Annotated in this window: 26 protein-coding genes and 1 pseudogene; 15 read left to right on the top strand and 12 right to left on the bottom strand. The window is 68.6% G+C overall.

Annotation, left to right across the window (positions count from 1 at the left end; all coding sequences use genetic code 11):
* Positions 1-8: 8 nt before the first annotated feature.
* Complete coding sequence (locus ACFWN7_RS12045) at positions 9-1847, bottom strand: glycosyltransferase (RefSeq protein ID WP_376939046.1); 1839 nt, start codon at positions 1845-1847, stop codon at positions 9-11.
* A 272-nt stretch (positions 1848-2119) separates the two neighbouring features.
* Here ACFWN7_RS12045 and ACFWN7_RS12040 point away from each other — a divergent pair, with 272 nt between their 5' ends.
* Positions 2120-3469 carry a hypothetical protein gene (locus tag ACFWN7_RS12040; protein WP_376939045.1) on the top strand — a complete coding sequence of 450 codons (1350 nt, stop codon included), beginning with the start codon at positions 2120-2122 and terminating at the stop codon, positions 3467-3469.
* Between the two features lie 99 nt (positions 3470-3568).
* On the opposite strand, the gene ACFWN7_RS12035 is transcribed toward ACFWN7_RS12040, so the two are convergent.
* Both ACFWN7_RS12035 and ACFWN7_RS12030 read right to left on the bottom strand, forming a co-directional pair.
* Positions 3569-3871, bottom strand: a complete 303-nt coding sequence (locus ACFWN7_RS12035) for a type II toxin-antitoxin system PemK/MazF family toxin (RefSeq protein WP_376939044.1) — start codon at positions 3869-3871, stop codon at positions 3569-3571.
* Positions 3871-4116, bottom strand: coding sequence for a YlcI/YnfO family protein (locus ACFWN7_RS12030; protein ID WP_376939043.1), 246 nt, complete (start codon positions 4114-4116; stop codon positions 3871-3873). The genes ACFWN7_RS12035 and ACFWN7_RS12030 overlap by 1 nt, the downstream gene beginning before the upstream one ends.
* A gap of 389 nt (positions 4117-4505) precedes the next feature.
* On the opposite strand from ACFWN7_RS12030, the gene ACFWN7_RS12025 reads away from it, so the two are divergent.
* Positions 4506-4706, top strand: coding sequence for a hypothetical protein (locus ACFWN7_RS12025; protein WP_376939042.1), 201 nt, complete (start codon positions 4506-4508; stop codon positions 4704-4706).
* On the top strand, positions 4703-5044 hold the full coding sequence (locus ACFWN7_RS12020; RefSeq protein ID WP_376939041.1) for a type II toxin-antitoxin system PemK/MazF family toxin: 342 nt from the start codon (positions 4703-4705) through the stop codon (positions 5042-5044). Before ACFWN7_RS12025 ends, ACFWN7_RS12020 begins: the two co-directional genes overlap by 4 nt.
* Before the next feature lie 303 nt (positions 5045-5347).
* On the opposite strand, the gene ACFWN7_RS12015 is transcribed toward ACFWN7_RS12020, so the two are convergent.
* The 4 genes from ACFWN7_RS12015 to ACFWN7_RS12000 all read right to left on the bottom strand — a co-directional run bounded on the left by ACFWN7_RS12015 (position 5348) and on the right by ACFWN7_RS12000 (position 9278).
* Complete coding sequence (locus ACFWN7_RS12015; protein WP_376939040.1) at positions 5348-5872, bottom strand: hypothetical protein; 525 nt, start codon at positions 5870-5872, stop codon at positions 5348-5350.
* A 3-nt stretch (positions 5873-5875) separates the two neighbouring features.
* Positions 5876-6415, bottom strand: a complete 540-nt coding sequence (locus ACFWN7_RS12010) for a hypothetical protein (RefSeq protein ID WP_376939039.1) — start codon at positions 6413-6415, stop codon at positions 5876-5878.
* Entirely contained in the window at positions 6412-8334 is a 1923-nt protein-coding gene (locus ACFWN7_RS12005; protein ID WP_376939038.1) for a chitobiase/beta-hexosaminidase C-terminal domain-containing protein, read from the bottom strand. The genes ACFWN7_RS12010 and ACFWN7_RS12005 overlap by 4 nt, the downstream gene beginning before the upstream one ends.
* Positions 8335-8537: 203 nt before the next feature.
* Positions 8538-9278 carry a TetR/AcrR family transcriptional regulator gene (locus ACFWN7_RS12000; RefSeq protein ID WP_376939037.1) on the bottom strand — a complete coding sequence of 247 codons (741 nt, stop codon included), beginning with the start codon at positions 9276-9278 and terminating at the stop codon, positions 8538-8540.
* A gap of 125 nt (positions 9279-9403) precedes the next feature.
* Between ACFWN7_RS12000 and ACFWN7_RS11995 the strand changes: the two genes are divergently transcribed.
* The 6 genes from ACFWN7_RS11995 (at position 9404) to ACFWN7_RS11970 (ending at position 16556) form a co-directional block, all read left to right on the top strand.
* A complete protein-coding gene (locus tag ACFWN7_RS11995; RefSeq protein ID WP_376939036.1) occupies positions 9404-10153 on the top strand; it encodes a DUF4386 domain-containing protein in 750 nt (249 codons plus the stop codon).
* Positions 10150-11193 (top strand): NAD(P)-dependent alcohol dehydrogenase, encoded by a 1044-nt coding sequence (locus ACFWN7_RS11990; protein WP_376939035.1) that lies wholly within the window; start codon positions 10150-10152, stop codon positions 11191-11193. The genes ACFWN7_RS11995 and ACFWN7_RS11990 overlap by 4 nt, the downstream gene beginning before the upstream one ends.
* A gap of 128 nt (positions 11194-11321) precedes the next feature.
* A complete protein-coding gene (locus ACFWN7_RS11985) occupies positions 11322-12161 on the top strand; it encodes a class II fructose-bisphosphate aldolase (RefSeq protein ID WP_376939034.1) in 840 nt (279 codons plus the stop codon).
* Positions 12162-12174: 13 nt separating this feature from the next.
* Positions 12175-13617 carry an L-fuculokinase gene (locus tag ACFWN7_RS11980; RefSeq protein WP_376939033.1) on the top strand — a complete coding sequence of 481 codons (1443 nt, stop codon included), beginning with the start codon at positions 12175-12177 and terminating at the stop codon, positions 13615-13617.
* A complete protein-coding gene (locus ACFWN7_RS11975; RefSeq protein ID WP_376939032.1) occupies positions 13614-15062 on the top strand; it encodes an FGGY family carbohydrate kinase in 1449 nt (482 codons plus the stop codon). Before ACFWN7_RS11980 ends, ACFWN7_RS11975 begins: the two co-directional genes overlap by 4 nt.
* 93 nt (positions 15063-15155) lie before the next feature.
* Complete coding sequence (locus tag ACFWN7_RS11970) at positions 15156-16556, top strand: L-fuculokinase (protein WP_376939031.1); 1401 nt, start codon at positions 15156-15158, stop codon at positions 16554-16556.
* Between the two features lie 21 nt (positions 16557-16577).
* Here the strand turns inward: ACFWN7_RS11970 and ACFWN7_RS11965 are convergent, their stop codons facing one another.
* Both ACFWN7_RS11965 and ACFWN7_RS11960 read right to left on the bottom strand, forming a co-directional pair.
* Positions 16578-17111: a GntR family transcriptional regulator gene (locus tag ACFWN7_RS11965; RefSeq protein ID WP_376939087.1), complete on the bottom strand. Its 534-nt coding sequence runs from the start codon at positions 17109-17111 to the stop codon at positions 16578-16580.
* A gap of 6 nt (positions 17112-17117) precedes the next feature.
* Positions 17118-17330 (bottom strand): annotated as a pseudogene (locus ACFWN7_RS11960) (GntR family transcriptional regulator); the annotation flags it as partial.
* Positions 17331-17654: 324 nt separating this feature from the next.
* Here ACFWN7_RS11960 and ACFWN7_RS11955 point away from each other — a divergent pair.
* The 5 genes from ACFWN7_RS11955 (at position 17655) to glpX (ending at position 22037) form a co-directional block, all read left to right on the top strand.
* Positions 17655-17897 (top strand): hypothetical protein, encoded by a 243-nt coding sequence (locus tag ACFWN7_RS11955; RefSeq protein WP_376939030.1) that lies wholly within the window; start codon positions 17655-17657, stop codon positions 17895-17897.
* Positions 17898-18116: 219 nt separating this feature from the next.
* The gene (locus tag ACFWN7_RS11950) at positions 18117-19154 is read left to right on the top strand and encodes a substrate-binding domain-containing protein (RefSeq protein WP_376939086.1); all 1038 of its coding nucleotides are present in this window, start codon (positions 18117-18119) and stop codon (positions 19152-19154) included.
* A gap of 30 nt (positions 19155-19184) precedes the next feature.
* The gene (locus ACFWN7_RS11945; RefSeq protein WP_376939029.1) at positions 19185-20195 is read left to right on the top strand and encodes an ABC transporter permease; all 1011 of its coding nucleotides are present in this window, start codon (positions 19185-19187) and stop codon (positions 20193-20195) included.
* Positions 20192-20956 carry an ATP-binding cassette domain-containing protein gene (locus tag ACFWN7_RS11940; protein WP_376939028.1) on the top strand — a complete coding sequence of 255 codons (765 nt, stop codon included), beginning with the start codon at positions 20192-20194 and terminating at the stop codon, positions 20954-20956. Before ACFWN7_RS11945 ends, ACFWN7_RS11940 begins: the two co-directional genes overlap by 4 nt.
* A gap of 94 nt (positions 20957-21050) precedes the next feature.
* Positions 21051-22037 (top strand): class II fructose-bisphosphatase, encoded by a 987-nt coding sequence (glpX, locus tag ACFWN7_RS11935; RefSeq protein WP_376939027.1) that lies wholly within the window; start codon positions 21051-21053, stop codon positions 22035-22037.
* A gap of 158 nt (positions 22038-22195) precedes the next feature.
* Here glpX and ACFWN7_RS11930 read toward each other — a convergent pair whose 3' ends face one another.
* A complete protein-coding gene (locus ACFWN7_RS11930) occupies positions 22196-23089 on the bottom strand; it encodes an arginase family protein (RefSeq protein ID WP_376939026.1) in 894 nt (297 codons plus the stop codon).
* A gap of 266 nt (positions 23090-23355) precedes the next feature.
* Between ACFWN7_RS11930 and ACFWN7_RS11925 the strand changes: the two genes are divergently transcribed.
* Positions 23356-24576: a globin domain-containing protein gene (locus tag ACFWN7_RS11925; protein WP_376939025.1), complete on the top strand. Its 1221-nt coding sequence runs from the start codon at positions 23356-23358 to the stop codon at positions 24574-24576.
* Positions 24577-24698: 122 nt separating this feature from the next.
* Here ACFWN7_RS11925 and ACFWN7_RS11920 read toward each other — a convergent pair whose 3' ends face one another.
* Positions 24699-25397 carry a DivIVA domain-containing protein gene (locus ACFWN7_RS11920; RefSeq protein WP_376939024.1) on the bottom strand — a complete coding sequence of 233 codons (699 nt, stop codon included), beginning with the start codon at positions 25395-25397 and terminating at the stop codon, positions 24699-24701.
* Positions 25398-25407: 10 nt separating this feature from the next.
* Positions 25408-26670 carry a globin domain-containing protein gene (locus tag ACFWN7_RS11915; RefSeq protein WP_376939023.1) on the bottom strand — a complete coding sequence of 421 codons (1263 nt, stop codon included), beginning with the start codon at positions 26668-26670 and terminating at the stop codon, positions 25408-25410.
* Between the last annotated feature and the right edge of the window lie 61 nt (positions 26671-26731).

Here is a 26731-nt window from a genome sequence, read left to right as displayed (position 1 = left end):
GCGCGACCTCAGGTCGCGCCGGCGCGCCGCAGACCCGTGACGCGCTGCGCGAGGCGGCGCATCGGCGATCGGGTGTCGGGATGCAGCGTGCCGAGCTCGAGCTCGACGCGGCTCGCGCCGGCCTCGACGACGATCGCGCCGATGAGCGGATGCCTCGTGCCGAGGAACGCCGTCTCGGCCGTGTCGAGCCGCCAACGCAGGCGCCGCCGCGCCGGGCGGCGGGCGCGGAGGAGCGCGCCATCCCTGTCTCGCCGCCGCAGGGTGACGAAGACGTGTGCGTCGCGAGAAACGCCGGCGAGCCGCGCCGTGACGATGAGCCGGCCGCGCCGGGATCGCAGTCGGTACCGGGTGACGGATGCCTCGAACGGCCGCCGCCCGCGGTCGTGTCGCCGCGCGGCGGCGCGCAGGGCGCGCCCCCATTCGGTCACGATGCCGTCGTCGTCGTGGCGCGCCGCCGTCTCGCGGGCGGCCCGCCGCATCGCCGCCCGCCGCTCGGGGGAGAGCGCGACGAGCCGCGCGATGGCGTCGGCCGCGGCCGTGCGGTCGCCCGCCGGCACCAGGAACCCGTTCACCCCGTCGACGATGAGGTCGCCCGGGCCGTACCGGATGTCGTACGCGATGGGGAGGCATCCGCGGGCCATCGCCTCGGCGAGCACCAGCGGCGCGCCCTCGAAGGTGCTGGTGAGGAGTGTCCACGATGCGTGCTCGAACGCGCGCGAGGCATCGGGGCGGTGGCCGGCGAAGGCGACGGCGCCGGCGAGCCCGGCATCGGCGGCGCCGGCGCGGAGGGCTGGGGCATCCGGCCCGTCGCCGTACACCGTGAGCGATGCGGGCACGCCGCCCGCCCGGCATGCCCGGACGATATCGAGGGCATGGTCGACGCGCTTGCGCGCGGTGAGCCCGGCGACCACGACGCCCGACTCGGGGTCGCGGTCGTCGAAGTCGCGGTCGCCGGGCGCCGCCGCATCCGCCGCACCCGCCTCGGCCGGAAGGTCGATCCCGTTCGCGACCACCGCGAGGTTGCCCGAATCCGAGAGGAGCGTTGCGACGTCGTCGCGCTGCCGCGCGGTGAGGAACACGACCCCGTCGAAGCGCTCGAGGTGCGCGAGCACCGACCGGCGCGACGGACGCAGCGTGCCGTATGGTGCGTCGGCGCCCGCGAGGTGCGAGTTGTGCACGACGTGCAGCGTGACGACGTTCGGCCTGCGGTAGTCGGCCATGAACGGCGCCATGCTCTTGCTGTCGGTGATGGCGAATGCGCGCTCGCCGCCGAGCACGCCGTCGAGCCAGTCGGCGTAACAGGCCCAGGGGGTCGTCCATTGCCGCACCGGTTCGCCGCCGGGCGCGAACGCGGTGATCAGCCGCTTCGGACCGTCGGCGCGCCGAAGCTCGTCGCGCACGGCGATCGTGCCGTCGGCTCGCACGTGCTCGACCACGGTGGGCCGCCCGTCGTGACGGGCGACGCGAAGGCCCGACCCGTCGGCAGCGGTGGTGACCTCGAGCTCGTCGTGGCCCGGATCGCCCGGCCGGCCGGGGCGGTGCGCGATCGGTGAGGGCTCGGGCGTGACGGCCCGCAGGTCCTCGTAGAGATTGCGAAGCCGGATGCCCCGAACGAGCTCGCCCGCGTCGGCGAGACGCTCGCGCACCTCGGCGTAGTCGGGGCGCGTGTCGAAGGTCACCACGTCGACCTCGCGCCCGGCGAGGCGCACGAAGGCCCGCGACCGGTGCAGGAGCGCCGACGTCATGCCGCCGTACCGGTCGGGGATGCCCCACGTCACCGCGAGGTGGCGGCCCGCGGGCAGCACGGACCCGCTCGACTCCGCGTCGGAGGTGGCGCGGCCCGTCATGCTCCCACGGTACCAATGCCGCGGCGGCCGGTCGCGGCATCCGTCGCCGGTCGTGGCATCCGGTCGCAGCATCCGGTCGTGGCATCCGGTCGTGGCATCCGGTCGTGGCATCCGTGACGCTTCGCACCCGCCCGGACCCCAGAACTGGCGGCAGAGGCGGCGTGGCACCGTCGCTACCATCGAACTGGACGACACACTGAACCGAGTGGGCGACGGCTCGCCATTCGCAACCGCGGTGACACGCAGAGTGTCTCCCGAGAGGGGTCGGTCCGATGAGCTTCCAGGTTTCGACGGCGAAGGTCGACATCACGCCCGCCGCGGGCGCGAACCCGTACATGGGCGGTTACGGCATTCAGGGAGCCCCGCGCACGGTCGAGAGCGACACGCCGTACTCGCAGCCGCTCTACGCCCGGTGCGTCGTGCTCTGGGACAGCGGGTACCCCAATGCGATCGTCTCGCTCGACATCCTCGGCATTCCGCGAGCCGTGCACCAGGCGGTGCGACCGCGCCTGATCAAGCTCACCAACTGGTCGTCGTCCGACATCGTGCTGGTCGCCACCCACACGCACAACGGGCCGGTGGTCGGGAACATGCTGGATCCCTACATCGCGTACGACCTCACCGACCTCGGCCTCGTCAACTCGTACACGAAATGGCTGCAGGATCGCATCGTCGCGGTCGTGTCCAGCGCCTTGGCGGCCACACGGACGGCGGTGACCCTCGAGTACCGCGTGACCTCGATGAACTTCTCCTACAACCGGGTCGGATTGCCGACCGTCGAGACGGCCGTGCCCGTGCTCACCGCCCGCCGCAGCAACGGCACGCTGCGCGCCGTGCTGTTCAGTTACGGATGCCACCCGGTCAGCGCCGGCTGGCAGGAGCGGTGGGACGGCGACTGGCCGGGCGAGGCATGCGACGTCGTCGAGGATGAGACGGGGGCCTTCGCCCTGTTCATCCCGGGCCCCGCGGGCGACCAGGACCCATCGGGAGTCCGCAGCTGGGCGTTGCGCGACGACCACGGCAACTCGCTCGGATACGCCGTCGTGAACTCCGCCAAGTCGACGGGTCGAGTGTTGCCCGGGCCGATCTACTCGCAGATGCGCGACGTGTCCCTCCCGCTCGACATCACGCCCACTCCGGCCAACCTCGCCGCCGTGCGCGCCGCCTTCGTCACACGGATGGGGAATCCGGCGGGCCAGCCTGCGTGGTACCAGCGTCACGCTGAGAAGATGATCGCGCGCATCGACAGCGGCTCGTACTCGACGACCGTGCCCAATCCGTCGCAGGTGTGGCACATCAGCGGCAGCCAGTCGCTGAAGATGGCGTTCGTCGGGGGCGAGCTGGTGAGCGGGTACGGGGCCTATTTCCGCGCCCGGTACGGCGGAGCGAACCGGCTCTTCATCGGCGGCTACGCCAACGAGACCAACAGCTACATTCCGGCGAACAACTTCCTGCCGCCGCTGGCGCCGTCATGGGGCAGCTACGAGGGCGGCTGGGATCCCGACTTTCCGGGCATCGCCGGAGGCAGCATGACCGTCTATCCGCAGATCGGGCACTTCCGCGCCGGAGGTTCGGGCGTGGAGTCCGCTGTCATCAACGCCCTGGTCGCGCAGCTCGCCTGAGCATGAGCAAGGGCGAGAGCTGGGCACGAGCACGAGCTATGACGCCGAATGGTCAGGCCGTCGCCTGTGGCGGTGAATCATCGCTCTCGCTGTCTGCCCTCAGCCTTCGAGGTCGAACGCCTCGTGGAACGCTCGTGTCAGGTCATATTCCTGGTCTTCCAACAGTGCACCGAGGGGGCGCACCAGCACTTCCCGTGGGACGGTGGTGATGGAGTCCAGGTTGACGGCACAGTCGTGGTAAAGCCCGTTGCGTTGCCCGACGAGCACTTCGCTGCGCAAGCCGCGCACCGTGCTGGTAATCGGCGCGACTGTGACCAGTTGGCGCACGGCCCTCACTTCCTCGCGGGTGAGCACCAGCACCGGGCGTGTCTTGTCGAGTCGGGCCAGCCAGATCGGGTGCATCAGTCGAGTTCAGACCACACCCGGCTGGCATTGCGGGAGGCCCATGCCGCATAGGCGTCTGTCTCCAGGTCGAGATCGGCGCCGGATGCGTAGATCTGCGCGTCCCGTTGGGCGGCGCGACGCCGAATCTCTCGCTTGATCGCGCGATTGATCACGTCGGCACGGCTGCCCTCGCCAGCTTTGGCTGCCTGGTCGATGAAGGCGGCCAGGTCGTCGTCAACTCGGATCGTCATCTGAACGGACATACCAGCATCATACCACTACGGTATGGCGTCTGATCTCGGCGGGACTACGTTCCGGTAGCGGATCCCGACGGGAAGGTGCCCGTCTCGGGGTCGTAGCGGACGATCTCGGTGCTGTCGATCTCGACGTAGCCGGCGAAGTCCATGGTCATATGCTGCTTGAGGAAGAAGCCCCCGGGCAGCCACTCGTAGTGGTGCGTCCACGGATGATGGTGGCCACCTCCTGCCCCTCGAGCCGGCCCTCCATGCTCCAGGTCCCGACAAACCGGGCGAGCTGGCTCAGCGCACGGTCGGGGGTGTTCAGCGGACGTGGGCGATGAGGTATCCACTTGCGGGCACTGGTGCGGCTGCCAGTGTTCAACAATTGTCATACATTCGGTAGGATGGGTGCCATGCCTTCATCGATCGGTTTCCGTCCGACGCCGGACGACGAGCGCATCCTGCGCGAGTCCGCGCTGCCCGGCGAGACAACCTCCGACACGCTGCGCCGTGCACTTCGGCTGCTGGATCACGAACGCTGGCTGGTCCAGTTCCGTGCAGACGCTGAGCCGCTGAAGGGCGAAGACGTCAACACGGAGCCTGAGGCCTGGTGATCCGCGGGGGCGTCTACCGGATCGACCTGGGTCGGCCGCGGGGCCACGAGCAGGGCGGCAAACGGTTGGGCTTGGTCGTATCCCCGTCTGACTCGCCGCTGTCCGTGGTCACCGTGGTTCCCACCTCGACGTCGGCCGGCTCATCCGTGCATCGTCCCGAACTCGAAGTCGCTGGTCGACTCACGCGAATGCTGGTCGATCAGATCCGATCGATCGACGTGGACTACGTCGTCGGCGACCCCGTCGCCTACCTCACCGGCGATCAACTCGCAGAGGTCGAACTCGCGCTGGTTCACTACCTCGGAGTCCAGGACGCGACCACACCCCGACCTTCATAGGTGGTCCCGCAGACCGATCCCCCAGCGGGGCATGGCCGGTCACTCCATTTCTTTGATCCCTTGTCGATGCCGAGGAGCCGCCCGATCATCGTCAGCAACTTGGACTTGCCTGTCCCGTTCGGTTCGACCAGCGCGGTGATGCCGTGCCGCGGGATCGCGAGGGTGAACGGGCCGATCGCGACCTCTTGGCTGTAGTCCCAACTGCGGAACTCGTGTCCGATGCAGCGAGAAGGTCAATCTCCTGCCGATCCGTCGACTGCGACCGGGTCGATACCGCGGTTCCGCCGCCATTATCGGGTGACGTCACGCCTCCAACCACGCCGCGAACCCCGCCGCCTGCGGCGCCTCGGGCGCGAGTGCCAGCGACGCGGTCACGACGGGTCGCCCGAGTTCGGCGAGCTTCTCATCGAACCTGGCGGGATCGATGCGTGAACTCGTCGCCAGAATGAGCAGGTAGAGCCCCTCGCGGTCGTCGACCGTCGCCCCGGCCTCCTCCGCCACCCGCACGATCGCGGACTCCTGCGCGGTGAGGTGGAACGGCTCCTCGCCGAAGTAACCGACCACGCAGTCGGTGAACGTCATGTACCGCGGACTCGCCCACACCTCCTCCAGCCTGTGGAGCGGCGCGAAGCCGGGCACCGGGGTGATGCAGTCGAAGCGGTAGCGGGGTGGCTCCGCTCCTCCGGGCCCGGATGCCGTGAGCCACGGTTGCGGCGCGGCCGTGGCGCCCAGGCGCGGCGTGACGGTGAGGGCGCCGAGAGACCACGCCGCAGCCACGCCGAGTCGGAGAACGGCGCGCCGGCTGGCGAAAGACGAGAGCAGCGGCATCCGTCACCCCCTCGTTCCGAGCTCGTCCTGCATGAGTCCCGCGTGCGGTGCCTCGGGGCACAGTTCGAGCGCGGCCTGCAGGATCGAGGTGGGGTACGTCGCGATGCCCTGCGTGCCCTCGGGCACCACTCGCACGCACGCGGCGAGGGTGCGCAGGAACAGCTCGGTGGGGTCTTCGCCGGGGAGCCCTGCCTCGGCGACCGCCGCGACCGCCTGCTCCTCGTCGCTGAGTTCGAGCGTGCCGGATGCCGCGACTCGCGCCTCGCAGTGGTCGATGCGCACGTAGTTGGTCGACGCCCACGCCTCCTCGAGTCGGGTGAACGTGCCGACCGCGCTGCCGTCGGGGTAGAAGCATTCGATGAGGAACCGTGCCTCGTCGCCGCCCGGTGGCGGAGGCGTGGTCGGCGCGGTGGTCGTCGACGGCGTTGTCGTCGGGGTCGGGCTGCGTGTCCCGTCGATGCCGGCCGGCGACGCGCATCCGACGAGCGCGAGGGCCAGCAGGGCGATCATGCCCCGACGGCCTGCCGCGGAGAGCGCCGTCATGAGATCACCGCCATCGCGTTCCAGCCCGAGCCGATCTGGCGCGCCGCGAGCCATCCGCCGGTTCCGTTGCCGGGGTAGAGCAGCAGCGCGCCGCTGCTGTTGCGGGCGATGACGTCGACGTTGCCGTCGCCGTGGTAGTCGTGCGGATCACCCGACGGCGGCGGTGAGGTGCGCACGACGTAGCTCTGCGCGGCCGGAGCGGACGCGTTGCCGGCGGCGTCGATCGCGAACGAGCGCAACGTGAAGTCGGCGCTCAGCACGATCGGGGTGGTGTACTGCGGCGATGACGCGGTCGGGGTCGAGCCGTCGGTGGTGAAATGGATCGTCGCGGGCTCGTCGGTACTCAGCGTGATCTGCTGCCCGGCGTCGAATGTGCCGCCGGTGGGCGTAGCGGTCACCACGGGTGCCGTCGTGTCGGGAATCGCGAACTGGAACGTGCGCGCCGCCGTTGCGGTGTTGCCGAGGGTTGTGCGCGCCTCGACGGTGAACGTGTGCGCGCCCGCGGTGAGGCCCGTGTAGCTCTCGGGCGAGGTGCAGGCCTCGAAGGGCTGCCCGTCGATCCCGCAGCGGAAGCTGGTCCCGGCTCCGGATGCCGCGGAGAACTCGAACGTCGCCGTATCCGTGAGCGTCTGCCCGTCGGCGGCCGGCGAGGAGATGACGGGAGTGGGCGGCGCGGTCGTGTCGACCGTGAAGGTGCGCTCGATGGGCGTGCCCGATGCGCCGATCCGCACCGCGAAGCGATGCTCGCCATCGCCGAGCGCGGGCGATGCGGTGACGTCGCCCGGCGTGCACGCCGCCCAGTTCGCGTTGTCGAACGCGCACTGCAGCGACGCCCCGCCATCGACGGCGACCGTGAACGTCGGCGTCGGGTCGTTCGTGATCGTCGGATCAGGCGCGGCAGAGCCGTCGGCCATCGTCGGACCGGCGGTGATTCGCGGCACGATCTCGCCGAGCAGGTGGACGGCGCCCTTGCCGGTCTGCACCGGCGACGTGATGAGCCCCTGGTCGTCTGCGGCGAGCACGAAGCCCTGGCGCACGGCGATGCCGCCGATTCGGGTGAACCCGGCCGCCCAGTTCGCCTCGACCTGCCCGGTCTGGGTGACGACGCGCGTGACGGAGTCGCCCCCGGCGGATGTCGCCGCCGCAGTGCTGGCGTAGAGCACGCGGGTCGCCGGGTCGTACTGCAGACGCGCGACGGCGCCGATGGGGTACGACGCGGTCGTCGCGGCGCCCGACCTCCCGGTGAGCGGCGGACGGAACGAGGTGAGCCTCGTCGCCTCCGCGACATAGACGGTGATGCGCCCGGACGCGTCGGCCGGGCCCGCCGCGATCGCGCGCGCGCCATTGCCGCCGAGGAACGCGACGGTCTCCAGGGTCGGCTGCGACGATGTCGCATTGACGATCCGGACGACGCTGCGCGTGCGCTCGAAGACGACGTATGCCTTTCGATCGGGCCCGACGGAGACGGCGACGGGGCGCAGGTCGCCGTCGAAGATCGTGAGCGTGCTCGTGTAGCGGAAGGTGCCCGACGGCGCGTCCCAGCGCGCCCGAATCACGTCAGACGAGTTCGCCGCGGCATCCGGAACCAGGGCGAGCTCGTCGCCGCTGCCGACGTTCTGGGGAGTGGGGTCGAGCAGCGCGGGAGCCCCGGGCCGCGTCGGGCCCTTCTGGGTGGCGTCCGACGTGCCCCCAAGGCACGTCGACGCCTCGATCGCTCCAGGGGTCGACCCCGACGGCTCGGCCACCCGGCAGAACCCGCGACGCGAGTCGGAGACCCACACCCGGCCCGCCGGATCGACGAGGAGCCCGCCGGCGGCGGTGATGCCCTCCGCGACGCTCCGTCGCGGCTGGTCGGCCGACACCGGGGCGCCTTCGCCCGCGACCGTCAGGCCGAGGGTGGTCACGAGGACGGCGACCACCGCCACCGCCTGGCGAAGGAGGGGGCGTCTCTCGAGGTCGGTCCGGCGCCGAGATGGCCAGCTACGCCGGGACGTGCGCGCAGGCATGCTCCACCAGGTCCTCCCGGGCAGGTCGTTCGGTCAGCTCAGATTACGCGGCGCGGCGAATCTGTCGCCTGCCCCGGTTCGGGGGGTCCGGCCGTTCATCGACGGGCGATGTCAGGCTACACGGAACCAGGGGTCCCGGTGGCCGCGCGAGTCGAGCTCCACCCGCGACGGTGCAGCTGCTCGAATCCGTCGAGGAGCAGATCCAGTGCGAACTCGAACTCGAACTGGTCGTCGCATCCGTGGCCGACCACCGAGTCGGCGTCGTGCGGAGTCGCAGTGGCGATCGTCACGATGTTCGGGTACCGCTCCGCCATCTGCGCGAACATCGCCGCTTGCGCTTCGGGGTCGACCCGAGGTGGAGTCTGCGCCGCCGGGGCGGCCGAGCCGTCGAACAGCTCCTGGGTGAACCCCCACATGCGGCCGCCGAGGGCGTGCATGACGTGGTGCGCAAGGTCGGGGGTGAACCCGCCGGCGAGGAACATGCCGGCGAACGAATCCTGGTATTCCAGCACGGCAGGCGTGGGGTGGATGCGGGACTCGATCGCCTGCCTGGCCCAGGGGTGGCGTTGGAGAGTGCTCCGCGCGGACAGCACCCGGTTCCGGATCGCAGCTTTCCAGTCGGAGTCGAGCTGCGGGGGGTCGATCTCGCTGATGATGAGCTCGACCATCCCATCGAGGAGCTCTTCCTTGTTCTGGACGTGCTTGTAGAGCGCCATCGGCACGACGTCGAGCTCCTGGGCGAGCCGGCGCATGCTGATCGCGTCGATGCCGATCTTGTCAGCGAGCGCCACTGCGGCGTGCAGAACCCGGTCTCGGTTCAATCGCACGCGCGGGGCGGCATCCGTCTGCTGCGTCATCGAGCTCATTCTGACAGGTCGAAGTATTGGCCTATTGACAAGTGTACAACGTACACCCTAGAGTGAACGGCAAGAAAGGCGTACACCGTACACCTTTGCCCCGACCGAGCAGACAGGAGCCTGACATGAAGTCCACCACCGCCGACCCGGCAACCAGGCCGAACGCGCCCATGACGTCGCATCGGAAGACGTCGCTGGTCGCGGGCACGCTCTACCTGCTCACCTTCGTGTCCATCCCGACGCTCTTCCTCTACAACCAGGTCAAGACCGACTCGGCCTATATCGCCGGCTCCGGCCCTGACACCGCAATCGTCTTCGGCGGCCTGCTGGAGGTCATCGTCGCCTTGGCCTGCATCGGCACCGGCGTCGCCCTGTACCCGGTGGTGAAGCGACAGAACGAAGGCGTCGCGCTCGGATTCGTCGCCGCACGGGTTCTCGAGGCCGCGGCCATCTTCGCCGGTGTGGTCGCCCTCATGTCGATCGTCACCCTCCGGCAGGCCGGCGCTGGTGAAGGGGCGCTGGTCACCGGCCAGGCGCTGCTCGCCCAGCACTCCTGGACCACGTTGCTCGGCCAGGGGCTGATGCCCGCGTTCAACGCGCTGCTGCTCGGCTCCCTCATGTACCGGTCGCGCCTGCTGCCTCGGGTGCTGCCCGTGTTCGGGTTCATCGGTGCACCACTGCTCATCGCCGGCGCAGTCGGACAGTTGTTCGGCGTGTGGGGGCCTGTCTCGGTGTTCTCGGGTCTCGGCGCCCTGTTCCTGACCTTCTGGGAGTTCGGGATGGGCATCTGGCTGGTCGTCAAGGGATTCAATGCCGAGGCGCTCGCCCGGCTCACAACCCCGAGCACCGAGCCGACGGTCGAGGCAGTCCGATGAAGGCCGCGGTGTCCCACCGGTTCGGCGGCCCCGACGTCGTGCGCATCGAGGAACTGCCGAAGCCCACGCCACGCCGCGGCGAAGTGCTGGTCAGGGTTCACGCGAGCACCGTGAGCGCAGCCGACCACCGGGCGCGCACCAAGGATGTGCCGAGCGGACTGAAGCTGCTCAGCTCCCTCACCCTCGGGTTCTTCACCCCGCGCATCCCCGTCCTCGGCATGGACATCGCCGGTGTCGTCGAAGCAGTCGGTTCGGATGTCACGGGGTTCGCGCCCGGCGACGAGGTGATCGCCATGCTCGGCGCGAAGTTCGGCGGCCACGCCGAGTACGTGACAGTGCCGCATGGTGGCGCCATCACCGCGAAGCCCGCCGACCTCGCGTTCGAAGAGGCCGCAGCCCTGGTCTTCGGCGGAATCACCGCACGGGCCTTCCTGAGCCGGCCGGGCGTCGAACCCGGTGCGTCCGTGCTGGTCAACGGGGCATCCGGGGCGGTCGGAACTGCTGCGGTGCAGCTCGCCCATCTCGCGGGTGCACGAGTCACGGCGGTGTCCAGCGGGAGCAACGCCGACCTCGTCCGCTCCCTCGGAGCCGTCCGGGTGATCGATCACACGAGGGAGGACTTCACCGACGGTGCCGAGACCTACGACATCGTCGTCGACTGCGTCGGCAACGTACCGTTCGATCGGTTGGAGCCGCTGATCAAGCCCGGGGGGGCGATGCTCTCGGTCGTCTCCGACCTTGCGGGGATCCTCACCGCCGGCAGCCGCGCCCGCCGCACGGGCAAGCACGTCACCGCCGGCAACGTCCCATTCACGGCCGGGAACCTCGCGCACATCGCCCGGCTCGCATCAGCAGGCCGTTTCCGGCCGGTCATCGACCGGACCTTCGACCTCCCCGACATCGCCGAAGCACACCGCTACGTCGACACCGGCCGGAAGAAGGGCAACGTCGTCGTTCGCGTCGTCGCCGCAACTCCGCGAGGGCCGCTGACCGAAACCAGTCGACACCTTCTCGACTCGGAACTTGTACGGACAGACTAGACAATACGTACGCGCCGATCTATCCTGAGTAGGCAACTGACAGCTGGTCATCGGCGATCAGGGAACTCGAGACGCGACGCGTCAGCTCCCCGCCATCGACAGCGAACGACTTGTCGAAAGGACACCGAATGGCTCTCGTGAGCGGCACCGAGGTGGTGAACGAATGCTTGTCCCGCGGCCTCGTGGCTGGTGCGTTCAACACCACGAACATCGAGACGACGATGGGCATCGTCCAGGCGATCGAGCGGGTCGGCGTCCCGACCTTCATCCAGGTGGCTCCCACGAACGTGGCGCTCTCCGGCTACGAGTACATCTACGACATGGTGAGGCGGCGTCTCGAGACGACGGATGTCCCGGTGGCGCTGCACCTCGATCACGGGAAGTCGCTGGACGCCGTGGAGGGGGCGCTGGCCGCCCGGTTCACCTCGGTCATGATCGACGCCTCCGAAGCGCCCTATGAGGAGAACATCGCGACGTCTGCGCGCGCACGTGAGATGTGCCCGCCGGAGGTGGCGTTGGAGGCGGAGCTCGGCAGCATCGGCGGGAAGGAGGACGAGATCGGCCCCGACCACGCGAGCAACACCGATCCGAATCAGGTCGGCCACTTCGTCGAGGCGGTGCAGTGCGACATGCTCGCGGTCTCGGTCGGCAACGTGCACGGATACGCACCTGATGCCCGCATCGACTTCGACCTGCTTGCAGACGTCCGGTCCGCCAGCTCTGTCCCGCTGGTCGTGCACGGCGGATCGGGATTGCCGGCCGAGCAGCTCGGCCGGCTTCACGAGTTCGGCGTCGTGAAGGTGAACGTGGCCAGCGACCTCCGCAACGCGATGATCCGCACATTCGGGGAGGCGTACGCGGCGAATCCCGACGAGGTGTCGCTCATTCGCGTCTCGAAGGAAGCGGTCGCCGCCATCGCGGATGTGGTGGAACGGCGCATCCGAATCCTGAACCCGACCGCGGCGTAGTCGGGACGAGTCCGTGCTTCCCACCATCACCGTCGATGTCGGTACCACCAGCGTCAAGTGCTGCCACTTCGACGCGAGCGGTGAGCTGCTCGCATCCGACCGCTGCCCCACGCCGACGATGAAGGACGATGCGGGCGAGATCTACGACCTCGATCGCCTGAGCGCCGCCGTGACCGGATTCATCCAGGGCATCGAGCCGGATCAGCGAGCGGCGGTGCGACGCGTCGCGATCACCGGCGTCGGCGAGTCCGGAGGCCTGGTGCGCGCGGACCTGTCCCTCGCCTCCCCCATGATCCTGTGGCACGACCACCGGGGCGCCCCATACCTGGACGAACTGAACGCCGCAGATCGGGCGTCGATCTATCGAACGACGGGCCTGCCGGTCAACGCCAACTACGGCCTTTCGAAGGCCGCGTGGGCGGTGGCGCATGTCGGCGGCGCGAGCGACGGCGCCCAATGGCTCAACATCGCCGAGTACCTGGCTGCCTCGATGACCGGTCATCGATGGTCCGAGTACTCGCTGGCGAGCCGGACGATGGCGTTGGACCTCCGAGCACGCACCTGGTCCGAGGAGATCAGCGCGCTCGTCGGGCTGGACGTCGGTGTCTTTCCGCAGTTGCGCACAGCCCGCGAGGGCGTGCAGGTGTCGCGTGACTACGCGGGGAGCGTCGGCCTCGCGCATGACGTTCAGGTGCACGTCGTCGGCCACGACCACATGGTGGGCGCCGTCGGCGCGGAGCTCGGTCGCGGCGAGCTTCTCAACTCCACCGGCACCACGGAGGGGTTGCTCTTCCTCGGAGACGCGCCCAGCGTCGATGAGCACTCGGCGAAATCCAAGCTGGCGAACGGCATATCGACGACCGGTGCGGAGTTCACCCTGTTCGCTTCCATCCCGACGGGCGGCTCGGCGTTCGCGACGTTGCAGAGCATGTTGGGCATCAGCGCTGCCGAGTTGTCCGCATGCATCGTCGACGTGCACGAACGGTACCTCCGAGGTGACCTCGAGCTGACGGCGACTCCCCTCGTCCTCCCGCAGTTCCGCGGAAGCCCCCCGCCGACCAAGTCCGCGTCCGCGCGCGGGGTGATCGCGGGCCTGCGATCCGACACGACGACCCAAGATCTCGTGTTCGGCTTCTTCCTCGGGATGGCACGGCAGTTCACAGACGTCCTGGAGCTGTTCCCCGCATATCCCGAGCGCATCAAGGTCATCGGACCCGCGAGCCGCAATGTCCTGTGGCTGCAGCTGAAGGCCGATCTGCTGGGAACGCCGCTGAGCGTGTCGGGGTTCCCCGAGGTCGTCTCGCAGGGCGCCCAAGCCCTTGCATCCGACCGATCCTGCGAGTGGCGCTTCTGCGACCCTGCTGACGTGTTCGTGGATGCCGGACGGCATGCCCTGCTCGGTGAGTGGCACGAGCAGACACGTGAGCAATGGGAGTACCTGAAGGGTCTCCCATGACGCTGATTGCGGGCGTGGACTCATCCACGCAGAGCTGCAAGGTGACCGTGCGAGATCTCGCAACCGGAGAGCGGGTTCGCGAAGGCAAGGCGGCTCATCCGGCCGAAACGATCGTTCACCCGGATGCGTGGTGGGACGCGCTGCTCACCGCGGTCCGGCGCGCAGGCGGGCTGGAGGATGTGGCCGCGATCTCGGTGAGCGGGCAGCAGCACACGCCCGTGTTCCTCGACGCCACCGGGGAGGTGGTGTGCGAGTCGCCGCTGTGGAATGACACCGGATCGCACGCGCAGATGGTCGATCTCAACAACGAGCTCGGCAAGGGCGAGTGGATTCGACGCACAGGACTCCCGCTGACACTCTCCGACACGGTCACGAAGCTGCGTTGGCTGCGCGATGTGAACCCGCAGGCTGCACGGCGGACCGCCGCGGTGGCGGTCGTCCACGACTGGCTGACCTGGCGGCTGATGGGGTTCGGCCCGAGCGCCGGGGAACTGGACCTGCTGACCACCGACCGATCCGAGGCAAGCGGAACTGCGTACTGGTCGGGCGACACCGGCGAGTACTGCACGGATCTGTTCGAGCACGCATTCGGTCGGGCGGCGCAGCTGCCTCGAATCCTCGACCCGCTCGACACGGCCGGGGTGACAGGGGGCGGGATGCCCGGTATCCCCGCCGGCATCCCGATCGGAGTAGGAAGCGGAGACAATGCCGCGGCCGCGCTCGCCCTCGGACTATCGGGGGGCGACGCGGTCCTGTCCCTCGGCACCTCGGGCGTCATCTACACCCGATCGGCGCACGCCGTTCACGACTACGCCGGCTTCGTATGCAGCTATGCCGACGCGACCGGTGACCACCTGCCGCTGGTCGCCACGCTCAACGCCGCACGGAACTTCGAGCTCGGCGCGACGCTCCTGGGATGCACCTACGCCGAGCTCTCCGATCTCGCGCTGCAAGCGCCTGCCGGCGCAGAGGGACTCACGCTGCTGCCGTTCTTCGAAGGTGAGCGAACTCCCGATCTCCCGCACGCGCGCGGCTCCCTGCATGAGGCCTCGCTGTCGAATCTCACTCGCGCGAACTTCGCCCGCGCCGTGATCGAGGGGACGTTGGCGAACCAGGTGGCGATGATCGACGCGCTTCGGGCATGCGACGTGCGTGTCGACAGACTCCTGCTCATCGGCGGTGCGGCCGAGAGCCCGGCCGTGCAGAGGGTGCTGACGCAGATGGTGGACGTCCCGGTCTTCGTCCCGCACTCCGACGAACTCGTGACCAAGGGGGCGGCGATGCAAGCGGTGTCGACGTTGACGGGAACCTTCCCGTCGTGGCCGCTGTCGATGACCGAGCTCACGGATGCTCCACTGGAGGCGCGGATCGGCGAACAGCACGAGGCTGCGAAGGCCAGCCTGGGATACGCCACGACGAACAGCGCTCGGCTGCCGATCGGATGAAGGTCGGTCGACGACCGACCTTCATCCGCTCGTGCGACGATAAGCCGCGTAGCGTGTGTGCTGTGCTGGTGCAGCCCGGCCAGCTGGCGGGCCATGAACGGCGGACCGCCCCCACCCCCCGGCATCAAGGGATTCACATCCTTGCGAAGCGATTCTCGAACACCTGTCGCGTGCGGCGTCGACGTCGGCAGCACCAACATCAAAGTGGTGGCGGTCGACGCAGAAGGATCCGTCGTCGCCCGTGCGAGCCGCCCGACCCCACGCGGTGCCGAGGGGCTGTCGATCGACGTCGAAACGCTGGCCGCCGCACTTCAGGAGATGGTCGCGGGGGCGTGCGGGGTCCGATACGAGGTGCACAGCGTCTGCGCTGCCGGTGTCGGCGAAGACGGACTCCTCGTCGATGCTCAGCTGCGTCCTCTGACGCCGGCACTGGCATGGTTCGACCCGCGGCGGCAAGGGATCTTCCGAAGACTGCGTCCGCACCTCCACGATGACGACCTCTTCGACACCGACAGCGATCCAGCCCGCACCATCATCGGATGGGAATGGGCTCGCACCCGGATCCCGCCAGGCCGGGCGCGCTACTGGATCGGACTGGCCGACCTCCCCGCGGTCCTCTGGACCGACGTCCCGTTCATGAGCGACACCCTCGCATCCCGGACGGGCGCATGGCACTCCGGCGACAGACGCTGGGCGTCGGATCGTGTCGAACTGACGCTGGGATCGGCCGACCTGCTCCCGACGGTGCTCGCCGTCGGCGAGATCGTCGGCGACCTCAGATCGACCGCACTACTGGAAGCCGGTGCGATCGCCCGCGATGCGGTCGTCGTGGCGGGCGGTCATGACCATCCGGTCGGCGGGTGGGGTGTCGATCAGATGGACCCCGGAGTCGTGCTCGACTCGATGGGCACCGCCGAGGTCGTGGTCGCCCAGTCTCGACTTCCGGTCGGATTGCCGCGACGGCGGCATGTCGACATCGCGCCCGGAATCCAGTCGCACGGGACCACCCTCCTTCGGGTGGAGGAACTCACGCGAAACGTGGAGTGGGCGTCGCAGGACCCGCAGGTCGCTCGACACATCCGCGCTCTTCTCGACGGGCGCGTCGCGCCTGCCGCAGTTCTCGATTCCGGGGCATTCCTTCCCGGGCGACGTGGCGGAGGACGCCCGTCGTACTCCGTGGCCGCCCCACGGGATCCGTTCGCTCGCGCATCCGCCGTGCTGGGCGCGCTCGCACGCTCCGGTCGTGACGCCGTCGAGGCCGTTCGAAGTCTCGCCGAAGGAAGCGGTGTGCGGCTCGCCGGCGGGTGGGCGCGATCGCCCGGGTGGGTGAGCATCAAGGAGACGATCAACGGCTACCGGGCCGAACCGATCCTCGAACCGGAAGTGACCGCGGTCAGCGCCGCGCTGCTTGCCGCGCGAGCGCGTGGGTGGACGCCGGATCCGGTTCGGGCACTCAGCGGGAGGAGTGCGGTCGGCCGGGACGACGCCTCGTGAGCCTGTTGCTCCATGAGGTGCTCAGCCTGTGACGACATTCACCTCGAGCGGGACGACATCGGTCAGAACCCACGTCTCGTAGTAGTCGAAGCGCAGTTCGTTGCTGTCCCACGACAGCGAACGCACTCGCAGCACGGGCTGGTCCTCGTCGATGTGCAGGTGAGCGGCGACGTTCGCCGGAGCGCGCATGGCATCCACGATTCGGTGCGCGCCGCTGATGACGAACCCCGCATCGCGAAGTGTGCTGTTCAGCGAGCCACTCCCGTCGAGCACGTCCCGCGCTTCGGAGATCGTCGTGCCGACCTCGCTCGGGAACCAGTTCGTGCTGAACATGGCCACCTCGCCTTCGAGCGAACGGACTCGCTCGAGCGCGAACACGCGCTCTCCGTTCTGCAAACGCAACGCTTTCGCCACATGCTGCGGAGGATCGACGAAGCGCGCGTCGGTCACCGTGGTCGCCACGCCGGTGCGGCCGTGGCGCAACTGGAGCTCCAGGAAGCCCTGCGTGTCTTGCACCGTCCAGCCGGATGACTCACCCGGTGCGGCGGCGAACATGCCGCGACGCGGAACCCTCCGGGCATATCCCTCGCTCTCGAGTTTCGCAAGCGTCTGCCGAACGGTGGCGCGGGACAGGCCGAACTCGCGACACAACTCCAACTCGCTGGGGAGCCGCTCATCGGCTTGGAAGTCCCCATCGCTGATGCGATCCCGCAGGATCCCGAAGAGCTGTTCGTAGTACGGGACGGGCGAGTCCCGTTCGATCGTCTGCGACACTGCCACACTCCTTCGGCGTCATCGAGTAAACCGGACTGTCTTGATCCTACCGACAGTTATGTACGTACAGCCTAGACAACACGGACAGGAGTGGTCTACGTTGTTCCCGCGCCGTTCCGATGGCGCATCGCCCTCGGCACCGAGAGCGGTCACGCACATGAACAAGGAGGTTGCGCGTGGCGCACCTGAACTGGAAGCGAGGCCTCGCCGGTCTCGGAGTCGCTGGTCTCTCCGTCGGCCTGCTCGCCGGCTGCACCCAGCGGTCACGCCGTGGCGATCGGACAGGCCATCGCTTCGCTCGGTCCCCGTGGGCGCCTCGTCCAGATGGGCGTTGCCTCACCCACTGCCACCGTCCCGCTGTACCCGTACGACGTCTTCGCGAAGGAGCTCAGCATCATCGGCTCCAACTCCCTGGCCGAGAAGTATCCCGAAGCTGCTGAGCGCATGGTCGACCTGCAAGACGAGCTCGGCGGACTCGTCACGTCGACCTTCCCGCTCGACGAGTACGCGACCGCGATGGCGGCCGCGAAGCGCCCCGACCAGGTCAAGGTGCAGATCGTCAACTGACCCCTCGACCCCGGATGATCGCGGCATCCGATAGGCGACGTTCAGTCTTGTACGTACAGACTAGACAAGCCGTACAATGTCCAGTATCGTGAGACCGGTACTCCTCAAGTGGGGGAGTTCGCTCCTCTCGGCACCGAGAGATAACGGCACAAACAAGGAGGTTTGCGCGTGGCGCAGCTGAACTGGAAGAAGGGGATCGTGCTCCTTGGCGCGATCGGCATGGTGGCCGGCGTTTCCGCCTGCAGCGGCGCCGCCCAAGGCGACAGCGCCGGTGGCGGAGTCGGGGAGGACGAGACGGTCAACGTCACGCTCATCCTCAAGGACCTGGTGAATCCCTTCTTCGTCGCTCTCGAGCAGGGTGCTCAGGAGCAGGCGGAGAAGGACAACGTCCACATCACCGTCGAGGCCGGATCGAAGGACGGCGACGAGCAGGGCCAGATCCAGGCGATCGAGAACGCGATGACCCGCGGCGACGATGGCATCCTCATCCTGCCCAGCGGTCCGGGAGTCAACGACGCGATCGAGCGAGCCCGCGAGGCCGGGCTGATCGTCATCGGTCTCGACACGCCGACCGACCCGGCCGACGTCGTCGACCTGACCTTCGCGACCGACAACTTCGCGGCAGGCGAGCAGATCGGTGAATGGGCCGCCAAGCAGATGAACGGCGAGAAGGCGGTCATCGCGCTCCTCGACCAGTTCAATGACCGCGTCATCCAGACCGACCTGAACCGCGATCAGGGCTTCCTGACCGGCATGGGAATCGACGTCGGCGACCCCGCTGTGAACGGCGACGAGGCGAAGACCGGCGACTATTCGGGCGGCGAGTACGAGATCGCCTGTCAGGAGCCGACGACCGGTGCCCAGGATGGCGGCCGCTCCGCCATGGAGACGTGCCTCAGCGGCAACTCCGACATCAACCTCGTCTACACGATCAACGAGCCCGCCGCGGCCGGCGCGTACGCCGCGATCGAAGCCGCCGGGCTCGAGGACCAGATCACGATCGTCTCCATCGACGGCGCGTGCGACGGCGTCGACCTCGTCGCCTCGGGTCAGCTCGGCGCGACGTCGATGCAGTTCCCGGTGGTGATGGCGCAGAAGGGCGTCGAAGCCATCGCGAGTGTCGCCCGCGGCGGCGAGCTGCCCGCACCGTCCGACGGTCTCGAGTTCTTCAACACCGGCACCGAGCTGGTCGCCGCCGAGGGCTTCGACCTCGAGTTCACCCCGTCCGAAGAGGCTCAGTCCACCTGCTGGGGCTGATCCGAACCGCTATCGACTAGGAGCGAAACCATGTCCGACTCCACAGCTGCGGCCGTGGGCATGTCGTGGAAGCGCCCCACGGTGGCTGTGCAGCGACTGCTGCACAGCCACCCGGCGCTCAGCCCCGCGATCATTCTCCTGATCATCGTCGCTGCATTCACGATCGCCAACCCTCGCTTCGGCGACCCGCAGACCCTCTCCCTGCTGCTCCAGCAGACCGCCGTCATCGCCGCGCTGGCAGTCGGCCAGACGCTCATCATCCTGACCGCCGGGATCGACCTCTCCGTCGGTGCGATCGCCATCCTTTCGTCTCTGGTGATGGCCGAGATCAGCACATCCCTCGGTACGCCGGGCTGGCTCGTGCTCCTGATCGGCGGCATCGTCGGTGTCGCGGCCGGCGCACTGAATGGCGCCCTCGTCACCAGAATCGCGCTGCCACCCTTCATCGTCACGCTGGGCACGCTGAGCATCTTCACCGCCCTCAGCCTGCTCATCTCGGGCGCTCAGAGCACGCCGGCCGACCAGATGCCGGATCTGCTGTCCTGGACGGGAGAAACGTTCAGGATCGGCAGTTTCAGCCTCACGATCGGCGTCGTCATAGTCCTCGTGATGTACCTCGTCATCGGCTACGCGCTCGCCCGCACCGCCTGGGGCACTCACGTCTATGCCGTCGGCGGCGACCCCGAGGCAGCCCGCCTCGCCGGTATCCGCGTCAATCGAGTCGTCCTCAGCGTCTACATCGTGGCGGGCCTGACCTACGCCATCGCCGCATGGGTGCTCATCGGGCGCGCGGATGCCGCGACTCCGAACGGCATCGTCGACGGCAACCTCCAGAGCATCACCGCCGTCGTCATCGGAGGCACGAGCCTCTTCGGCGGCCGAGGCGGCGTGGTCGGAACCCTGATCGGGGCGGTCATCGTCCAGTCGCTCACCGTCGGCCTGTCCCTTGCCGGAGTCGACGCGCAATTCCGTTTGCTCGCCGTCGGCGTCCTCGTTCTCTTCGCCGTCGCCCTCGACCAGTGGATCAGGAGATCACGATGACCGACACGACCATCCCCGTGCTGTCCGCCCGCGGCCTCACCAAGCGCTTCGGACACGTCGTCGGGCTCGACGGTGTGGACGTCGAAGTCGGAAGCGGCGAAGTCCTCGCCATCATCGGCGACAACGGCGCCGGCAAGTCGACGCTCATCAAGTGCCTCACCGGAGCTCTGATCCCCGACTCGGGTCAGATCTTCGTCGACGGCCAGGAAGTCGAGCTGCGCCGACCGCAGGATGCGCAGCACCACGGGATCGAGACCGTCTATCAGACCCTCGCCGTCGTTCCCGCCCTCGACATCGCCAGAAACATGTACCTGGGGCGCGAAGTCCGGCGCAAGGGGCTGCTCGGTTCCGTGCTTCGGATGACCGACCGGAAGGGCATGCGAGCCACGGCCAAGGAGCGGATCGATGCGCTCGGCATCCGCACCATCCAGGATCCAGACGTCGCGGTCGAGAACCTCTCCGGTGGGCAGCGCCAGGCGGTTGCCGTCGCGCGGGCAGCGGCATTCGGGTCGAGAGTCGTGATTCTCGACGAGCCCACCGCTGCGCTCGGCGTGCGCGAGTCGGGCCAGGTCCTCGAGCTCATTCAGCGCCTTCGTGACGAGGGACTCGGGATCATCCTGATCAGCCACAACATGCCGCACGTGTGGGAGGTCGCCGACCGCATCCAGGTGCAGCGACTCGGGCGCCGCGCCGGCGTGATCACACCCCGGTCGCACACGATGACCGACGGGGTCGCGCTCATGACGGGCGCGGCGTCATAGAGGGCTCCCGCAATAGGGCCGCCACGTCGGAGCGAGAGGTGGCCCCGGCTCGTCGTACGCAGAACCGATCCCCGACCTCCCGGAGGAACCCTCGATGAACAGCACCGAAACCGCAAGCCCCTACCTCCACCCCGATCGCAACATCGCGCTCGAGCTCGTTCGGGCGACCGAGGCGGCCGCGATCCGCGCGTACCCGTGGATCGGCCGCGGCGACAAGCTCGGCGCCGACGGCGCAGCGGTCGACGCGATGCGCGCGTTCCTGGGCACGGTGAACTTCGACGGCGTGGTCGTGATCGGCGAGGGCGAGAAGGATGCGGCCCCGATGCTCTTCAACGGCGAGCGGGTCGGCAACGGGCGGGGTCCCGCGTGCGACATCGCCGTCGACCCGATCGACGGCACCTCGCTCACCGCCGCCGGGCGGCAGAACGCGCTGTCGGTGATCGCGGTGTCCGACCGCGGCACCATGCTCGACGCGTCATCCGTCTTCTACATGGACAAGATCGTCACGGATGCCGCGGGCCACGGCGTCGTCGACATCCGCAAGCCCATCGGCGAGAACCTGCGCGCGCTCGCCGCGGCGAAGGGCAAGCCGGTCGGTGAGATGCGCGTCGCGGTGCTGAACCGGCCCCGGCACGAGCAGCTGATCGCGGAGATCCGCGAGGCAGGCGTCGGCACGCGCCTGATCAGCGACGGCGACGTGGCCGGCGGCATCAACGCGGCCCGCTACGAGTCCCGCATCGACATGTGCGTCGGCATCGGCGGCAGCCCCGAGGGCATCACGACGGCATGCGCGATCAAGGCGCTCGGCGGATTCATGCAGGGCAGGCTGGCACCGCTCGACGACGCCGAGCGCTCCCGTGGCGAGGCCGCCGGTCTCGATTGCGACCAGGTGTACGAGCTCGAGGACCTCGTGCAGGGCGACAACACCTTCTTCGTCGCGACCGGCGTCACCGACGGCGAGCTCGTCGACGGCGTGCGCCGCAAGGGACCGATCATCCGAACCGAGAGCATCGTGCTGCGCGGCAAGTCGGGCACGATCCGCCGGATCGCGGCCGACCACCTGATCGAGAAGTGGCTTTGACGCACGAGGGGACACGGGAAGCCAGCAACCACTGCGAAGCGGTGGGGCTCCCACCGCGCGATAATCGTTCGCTTGGACAGTCGGAAGAATGGGCGGATCAATTGACGCCTCGCCAGAGCCGACGACGGGAATCGTCATGGAGAGTCGCGCGGGGCCACCTAGAGAAGTGGCAGATCCGCGAGCAGTCGCTGCACCTGGATGACCTGCCGGGGCAGGTACTCGGCGATCGTGAGTCCGACCACATCGGCTGTTGCCTCAACGGCGGCTATGACCTGACGCACATCAGCTGTCGTGAGGCCACCCCGTTCCGCTCCGAGCCCGAGGACCACTTCGTCTGCGTCGACCACATCCACATCCAGGTGGATGGCGAGCTTCGAACACCCGGTCTCGCGCAGCCACTCGACGAGGGATGCCGAATCAGCGCGGAGTTCTTGCGCCGAGAACGCCCGAATGCCCCATCGCGCGGCGTTCGGGAAGTCGTCTTCGGTCCACGAGTGCAGGCCGGCGAGCGCCACCTTCGCAGGAGAGACCGTTGCCGGCAGGCAGCCGACGAGGTCGGGGTCACCGTGGCCGGTGAGCACGGCGACGGCCATGGCGTGGTAGCCGGAGTATTCGCTCGCGGGGGTACCGACATCCGGGTGCGAGTCGAGCCATACGACGGCGAGGTCGTCGCCGTACTGCGCGGCGAGCGTCGAGAACGGCGCCACGCTGACCGAGCATTCGCCGCCGAGCGTGACCACTCGATCGAAGTCGTGGGCTGCCAGCGTCGAGAGTGCGTTCTCGAGGGATGCCAGTACGGCGCGTTTCGCCTCGACGCCGTCCTCGCGCTCCAAGCCGTCATCGCCCGAGTCGACCGGGACCCATGCGGTCGGGCCGTCGGGGGGCGGCAGGATGGCCTCGAGAACTCTCGTGCCCATGGAGTATCCACGCCGCGCGACGTCGATCGGGAACTCCGGGGCGAGCACGCTGACGACCTCGCGTCCGGCTCCCTGCCACTGCGGCCACATCAGTCGGAGGGTGCGGGAAGCCGGAGGCGTGCTGTGCTCGGTCATGTGCTGCCTCTTCCCCTTCTGCCTGGCATCCGGCGGTGTTCATCGGCCCACAGGATTGCGGCCAGTCCTCCCGACCATACTTGACCTACTCCGCCGGGCAGTCATCCGCGTCGACGCGCGGAAGCACAAGGAGCATGTCGACCATCCCCTGCCTGGACCAACCCGATCCGGGCACCCGGCTATTCTCTCCGGTCGACCCGGCTGGCGCTCCGGTATCCGCGACGTCAGACTCGGAGGGACGCGTTTGCGAACGGAAAGGAACATCCATGCAACTCTCACCAGACTCTGAAGCGATCGTCCGCGCCACTGCCGGGGTCGTCGCCGAGCACGCCGAAGAGATCACACGCGAGTTCTACCCGGCGATGTTCGCCGCCCACCCCGAACTGCTGCGGGTCTTCAACCGCGCGAACCAGGCGATCGGCGAGCAGCCGAAGGCACTGGCGGCATCTGTGGTCGCCTTCGCGGTGCAGCTGATCGATCCCGACGCGCCCGACTTCACGCCGGTCATGAGGCGCATCGCGCACAAGCACGTATCGCTCGGCATCAAGGCGCGCGAGTACACCATCGTGGGAAAGTATCTGCTCGATGCCGTGGGCACCGTGCTCGGCGACGCGGTCACCCCGGAGGTGCGCGCCGCATGGGACGAGGTGTACTGGCTGTTCGGCACGACGCTCATCGCCGAAGAGGCGAGACTCTACGCACTCGGTGGCACCGATCCCGAGCAGCCATGGCGCCGGCATCGCGTGGTCGAACGGTTCGAGGAATCCGAGGACGTCTTCTCGCTGCTCATGGTCCCCGTCGACGACCTGGTGCCCTCGCACCACACGGGGCAGTACGTCGCGATCGCCGTCGACCTTCCCGATGGATCCCGCCAGCCGCGCCAGTATACGATCTCATCCGGGCCCCGCGGAGACTCGCTGCGGGTGACGATCAAGCGGGTGCGCGGCGTGGACGGCGCACCCGACGGCCAGGTGTCGAACTGGCTGTACGAGAACGCGCAGCCCGGCGCCGTCCTCGACGTCTCGCAGCCGGCGGGCGACGTCGTGCTCGACGAGTCGGACGCACCGCTCGTGCTCGTGTCGGCAGGCATCGGCATCACTCCGGTGGCGGCGATCCTCGAGGACCTGTCGCGTCGTCAGCCGCGGCGCACCGTGCGCCTGTTCCACGCCGACCGCGCCCATGACACGCACGCGCTCTACTCATCGCTCCGGCGCCAGGTGCTCGCGATGAGCGATGCGCGGGCGCAGAACTGGTACGAGGAAGCCGCGTCGGAGGCACCGACCCTGTCCCCCGCTCTACCCGGCTTCATGGACCTCAGCGCCGTTGAGCTGCCCAGTGACGCGACCGTGTTCATGTGCGGGCCGCTGCCATTCATGCAGAGCATGCGCCAGGTCCTCATTCGGCGCGGCATCCCGAGCGAACGGATCAACTACGAGGTGTTCGGCCCGGATCTCTGGGCGCAGAACCCCGCCACCGCCGACGCCTGAGTCCGACCCGGGAGGCAGTTGAGCTCCGCGAAGCGGAGCTCGATTGCCTCCCGGCCGGAGCAGTCTGCGAGCGACCCGGGAGCCCCTCGGTCTCGGAGACAGATCCTCGGGCTCGGCGCCTGTCAGCCCTGCTGGGTCGGCGGCTGCTCCGAGGTCGAGGGCGTCCAGTCGGGTTCGCCCGTGGGGCCCTCGTCGGCGTTCGGCTGCGCGTCGGTTTCGGGTGCCGGCTGGGGCAGGCTGCCGAGGCGGTCGACCTGCTCGGTGAGCGCATCGAGGACCGAGCGCAACTGGATCTGTGCGACCTGGGCGTAGGTGCGCACGTACTCGATTTCCGGGACGACCGGGCTGGGCTGCTGCACGCCGATCGTCGCAGTCACCTGACTGGCGCTGGTCTCGGCACGTTCCAGAATCTCCCGATACTGGTTGCGAGCGGTGAGCACCAAGTCGCGCGCGTACTGCTCGGCATCTGAGATCGCCTTGTCGGCGATCAGCTGAGCCTGAGTGAGCAGCCCCACTGCTCCGGCAGTGATCTCCTCCTCGGAGTCGGCGCCGGACCCGTGGAGCTTCGTGTTCTCGGCCCGCAGCGCAGCGAGCTCCTGTCGTGTGCTGGTGGCGGCTGCCCGGACCTCGGCGATCGCCTGCGAGAGCTGACTCATGAAGGTGTCGACTTCGAGGCGGTCGTACGCGCCGCCCCTGACCTTCATGGTGAACTCCACGGAGTGGGGGTCCGGCAGATGGCTGACAGCGACGGCCAGGTCGTTCTCAGGCTCCGTACCGGGCGCGGGAGCAAGAATGTCGGGATCGGTCTCGTTCTGCATCATGGGTGGTCCCCTATTCACTGTGCGGCAGCCGAGACGACTGCGGGTCATGTGTGTGATGGTGCATGGCATGACTGTCCTCGTCGAGCGTTGCGAACTGCTCGAAGCGTACGTCCGTGTGTGCGATGCCTGCGACACGAAGGCGGGAAACCGTGTGCGCCACCATCTCGGGCGACCCGCACACCAGAGCGAGAAGTCCATGCAACGGCCCGGCGTCGGCTGCGGCATCCCCGACCCAGCCCTTCCGGCCCGGGTAACTCGGGTCGTCCGAGACCACCGGTGTGTAGGTGAACCATGGGCGACCGGCCAGGTTCTGGAGCAGCCGATTCTCGTACAGGCTCCATGGCAGCCGCGCCCCGTGGAACAGTTGGACCCGGGGAGCCCGCCCGGTCGACTGCCACTCCTGGTCGATCCGCTCCAGGTGGGCTCGCAGCGGAGCCAGGCCGGTGCCGCCGGCGACCATGATCAGGTCGCGGTGGCGCTCGTCCTCGTCCAAGGTCAGCTCCTGACCCACGGGGGCGCCCAGGCGCACGGTTTCACCGACTTCGAGGGAGCGGACGATGGTGCTGCTGACCTGGCCGCCGGGGACCATCTGCACGTGGAACTCGATGGTGCCGTCGGCACGCGGTGCATTCGCCGGACTGAGATAGCGCCACAGCCGCGGCCGCGACGGTACCTCCACTGCCACGGACTGGCCCGGCAGGAACAGCAGGTGGGGCTCAGGCCGGACCTGTATGACCGTGATGTCGAGACCGCGTCGCTCCACCGCGGTCACCTCGGCCGGCCACGATGACGGGCTGGTGTCCTCGGACGCTTCGGCCGCCTGGACCATGACCGTGGCGATCAGTCCGTAGGCCTCGGCCCAGTCCGCTGCGACCTCAGCCGTCCACCGCTCATCGAGAAAGTGCTTCAGCGTGGCGAGCAGGGATGCGCCGACCGCGTTGTAGTGCGCCGCGACGACCTCGAACCGCCGGTGGTCGCGGCCCAGCTGCTGGATGAAGTCGGTCACCTCGTCGAGTTCATCCACGCTCGACACGATTCGGCCGAGCGCACCCACGAGTCGATCCCGCTGCGTGGCCATCGAGACTGGGAACATGCCCCGCAACTCGGGGTGGGACAGGAACAGGTGCGAATAGAAATACAGCGGCACCTCGTCGCCGACGCTCTGTGCGAGGGCCCACGTCTCCTTCAGTGCTGCGGTGTTCACTGCGTCACCCGCCCGCCTCCACGTTGTCGCGGTGCGCGACGAGATCAGGCTGCGTGGCACGGCTGGCATTCATCGAGTTCATCCAATCGCTGGCAGGGCAGGGATCTACCCTTCATAGCAGAATCCGACC

It is taken from the genome of Agromyces sp. NPDC058484 (genome assembly GCF_042720415.1).
Taxonomy (GTDB): Bacteria; Actinomycetota; Actinomycetes; order Actinomycetales; family Microbacteriaceae; genus Agromyces.
This window is presented reverse-complemented; position numbering and strand designations above follow the sequence as displayed.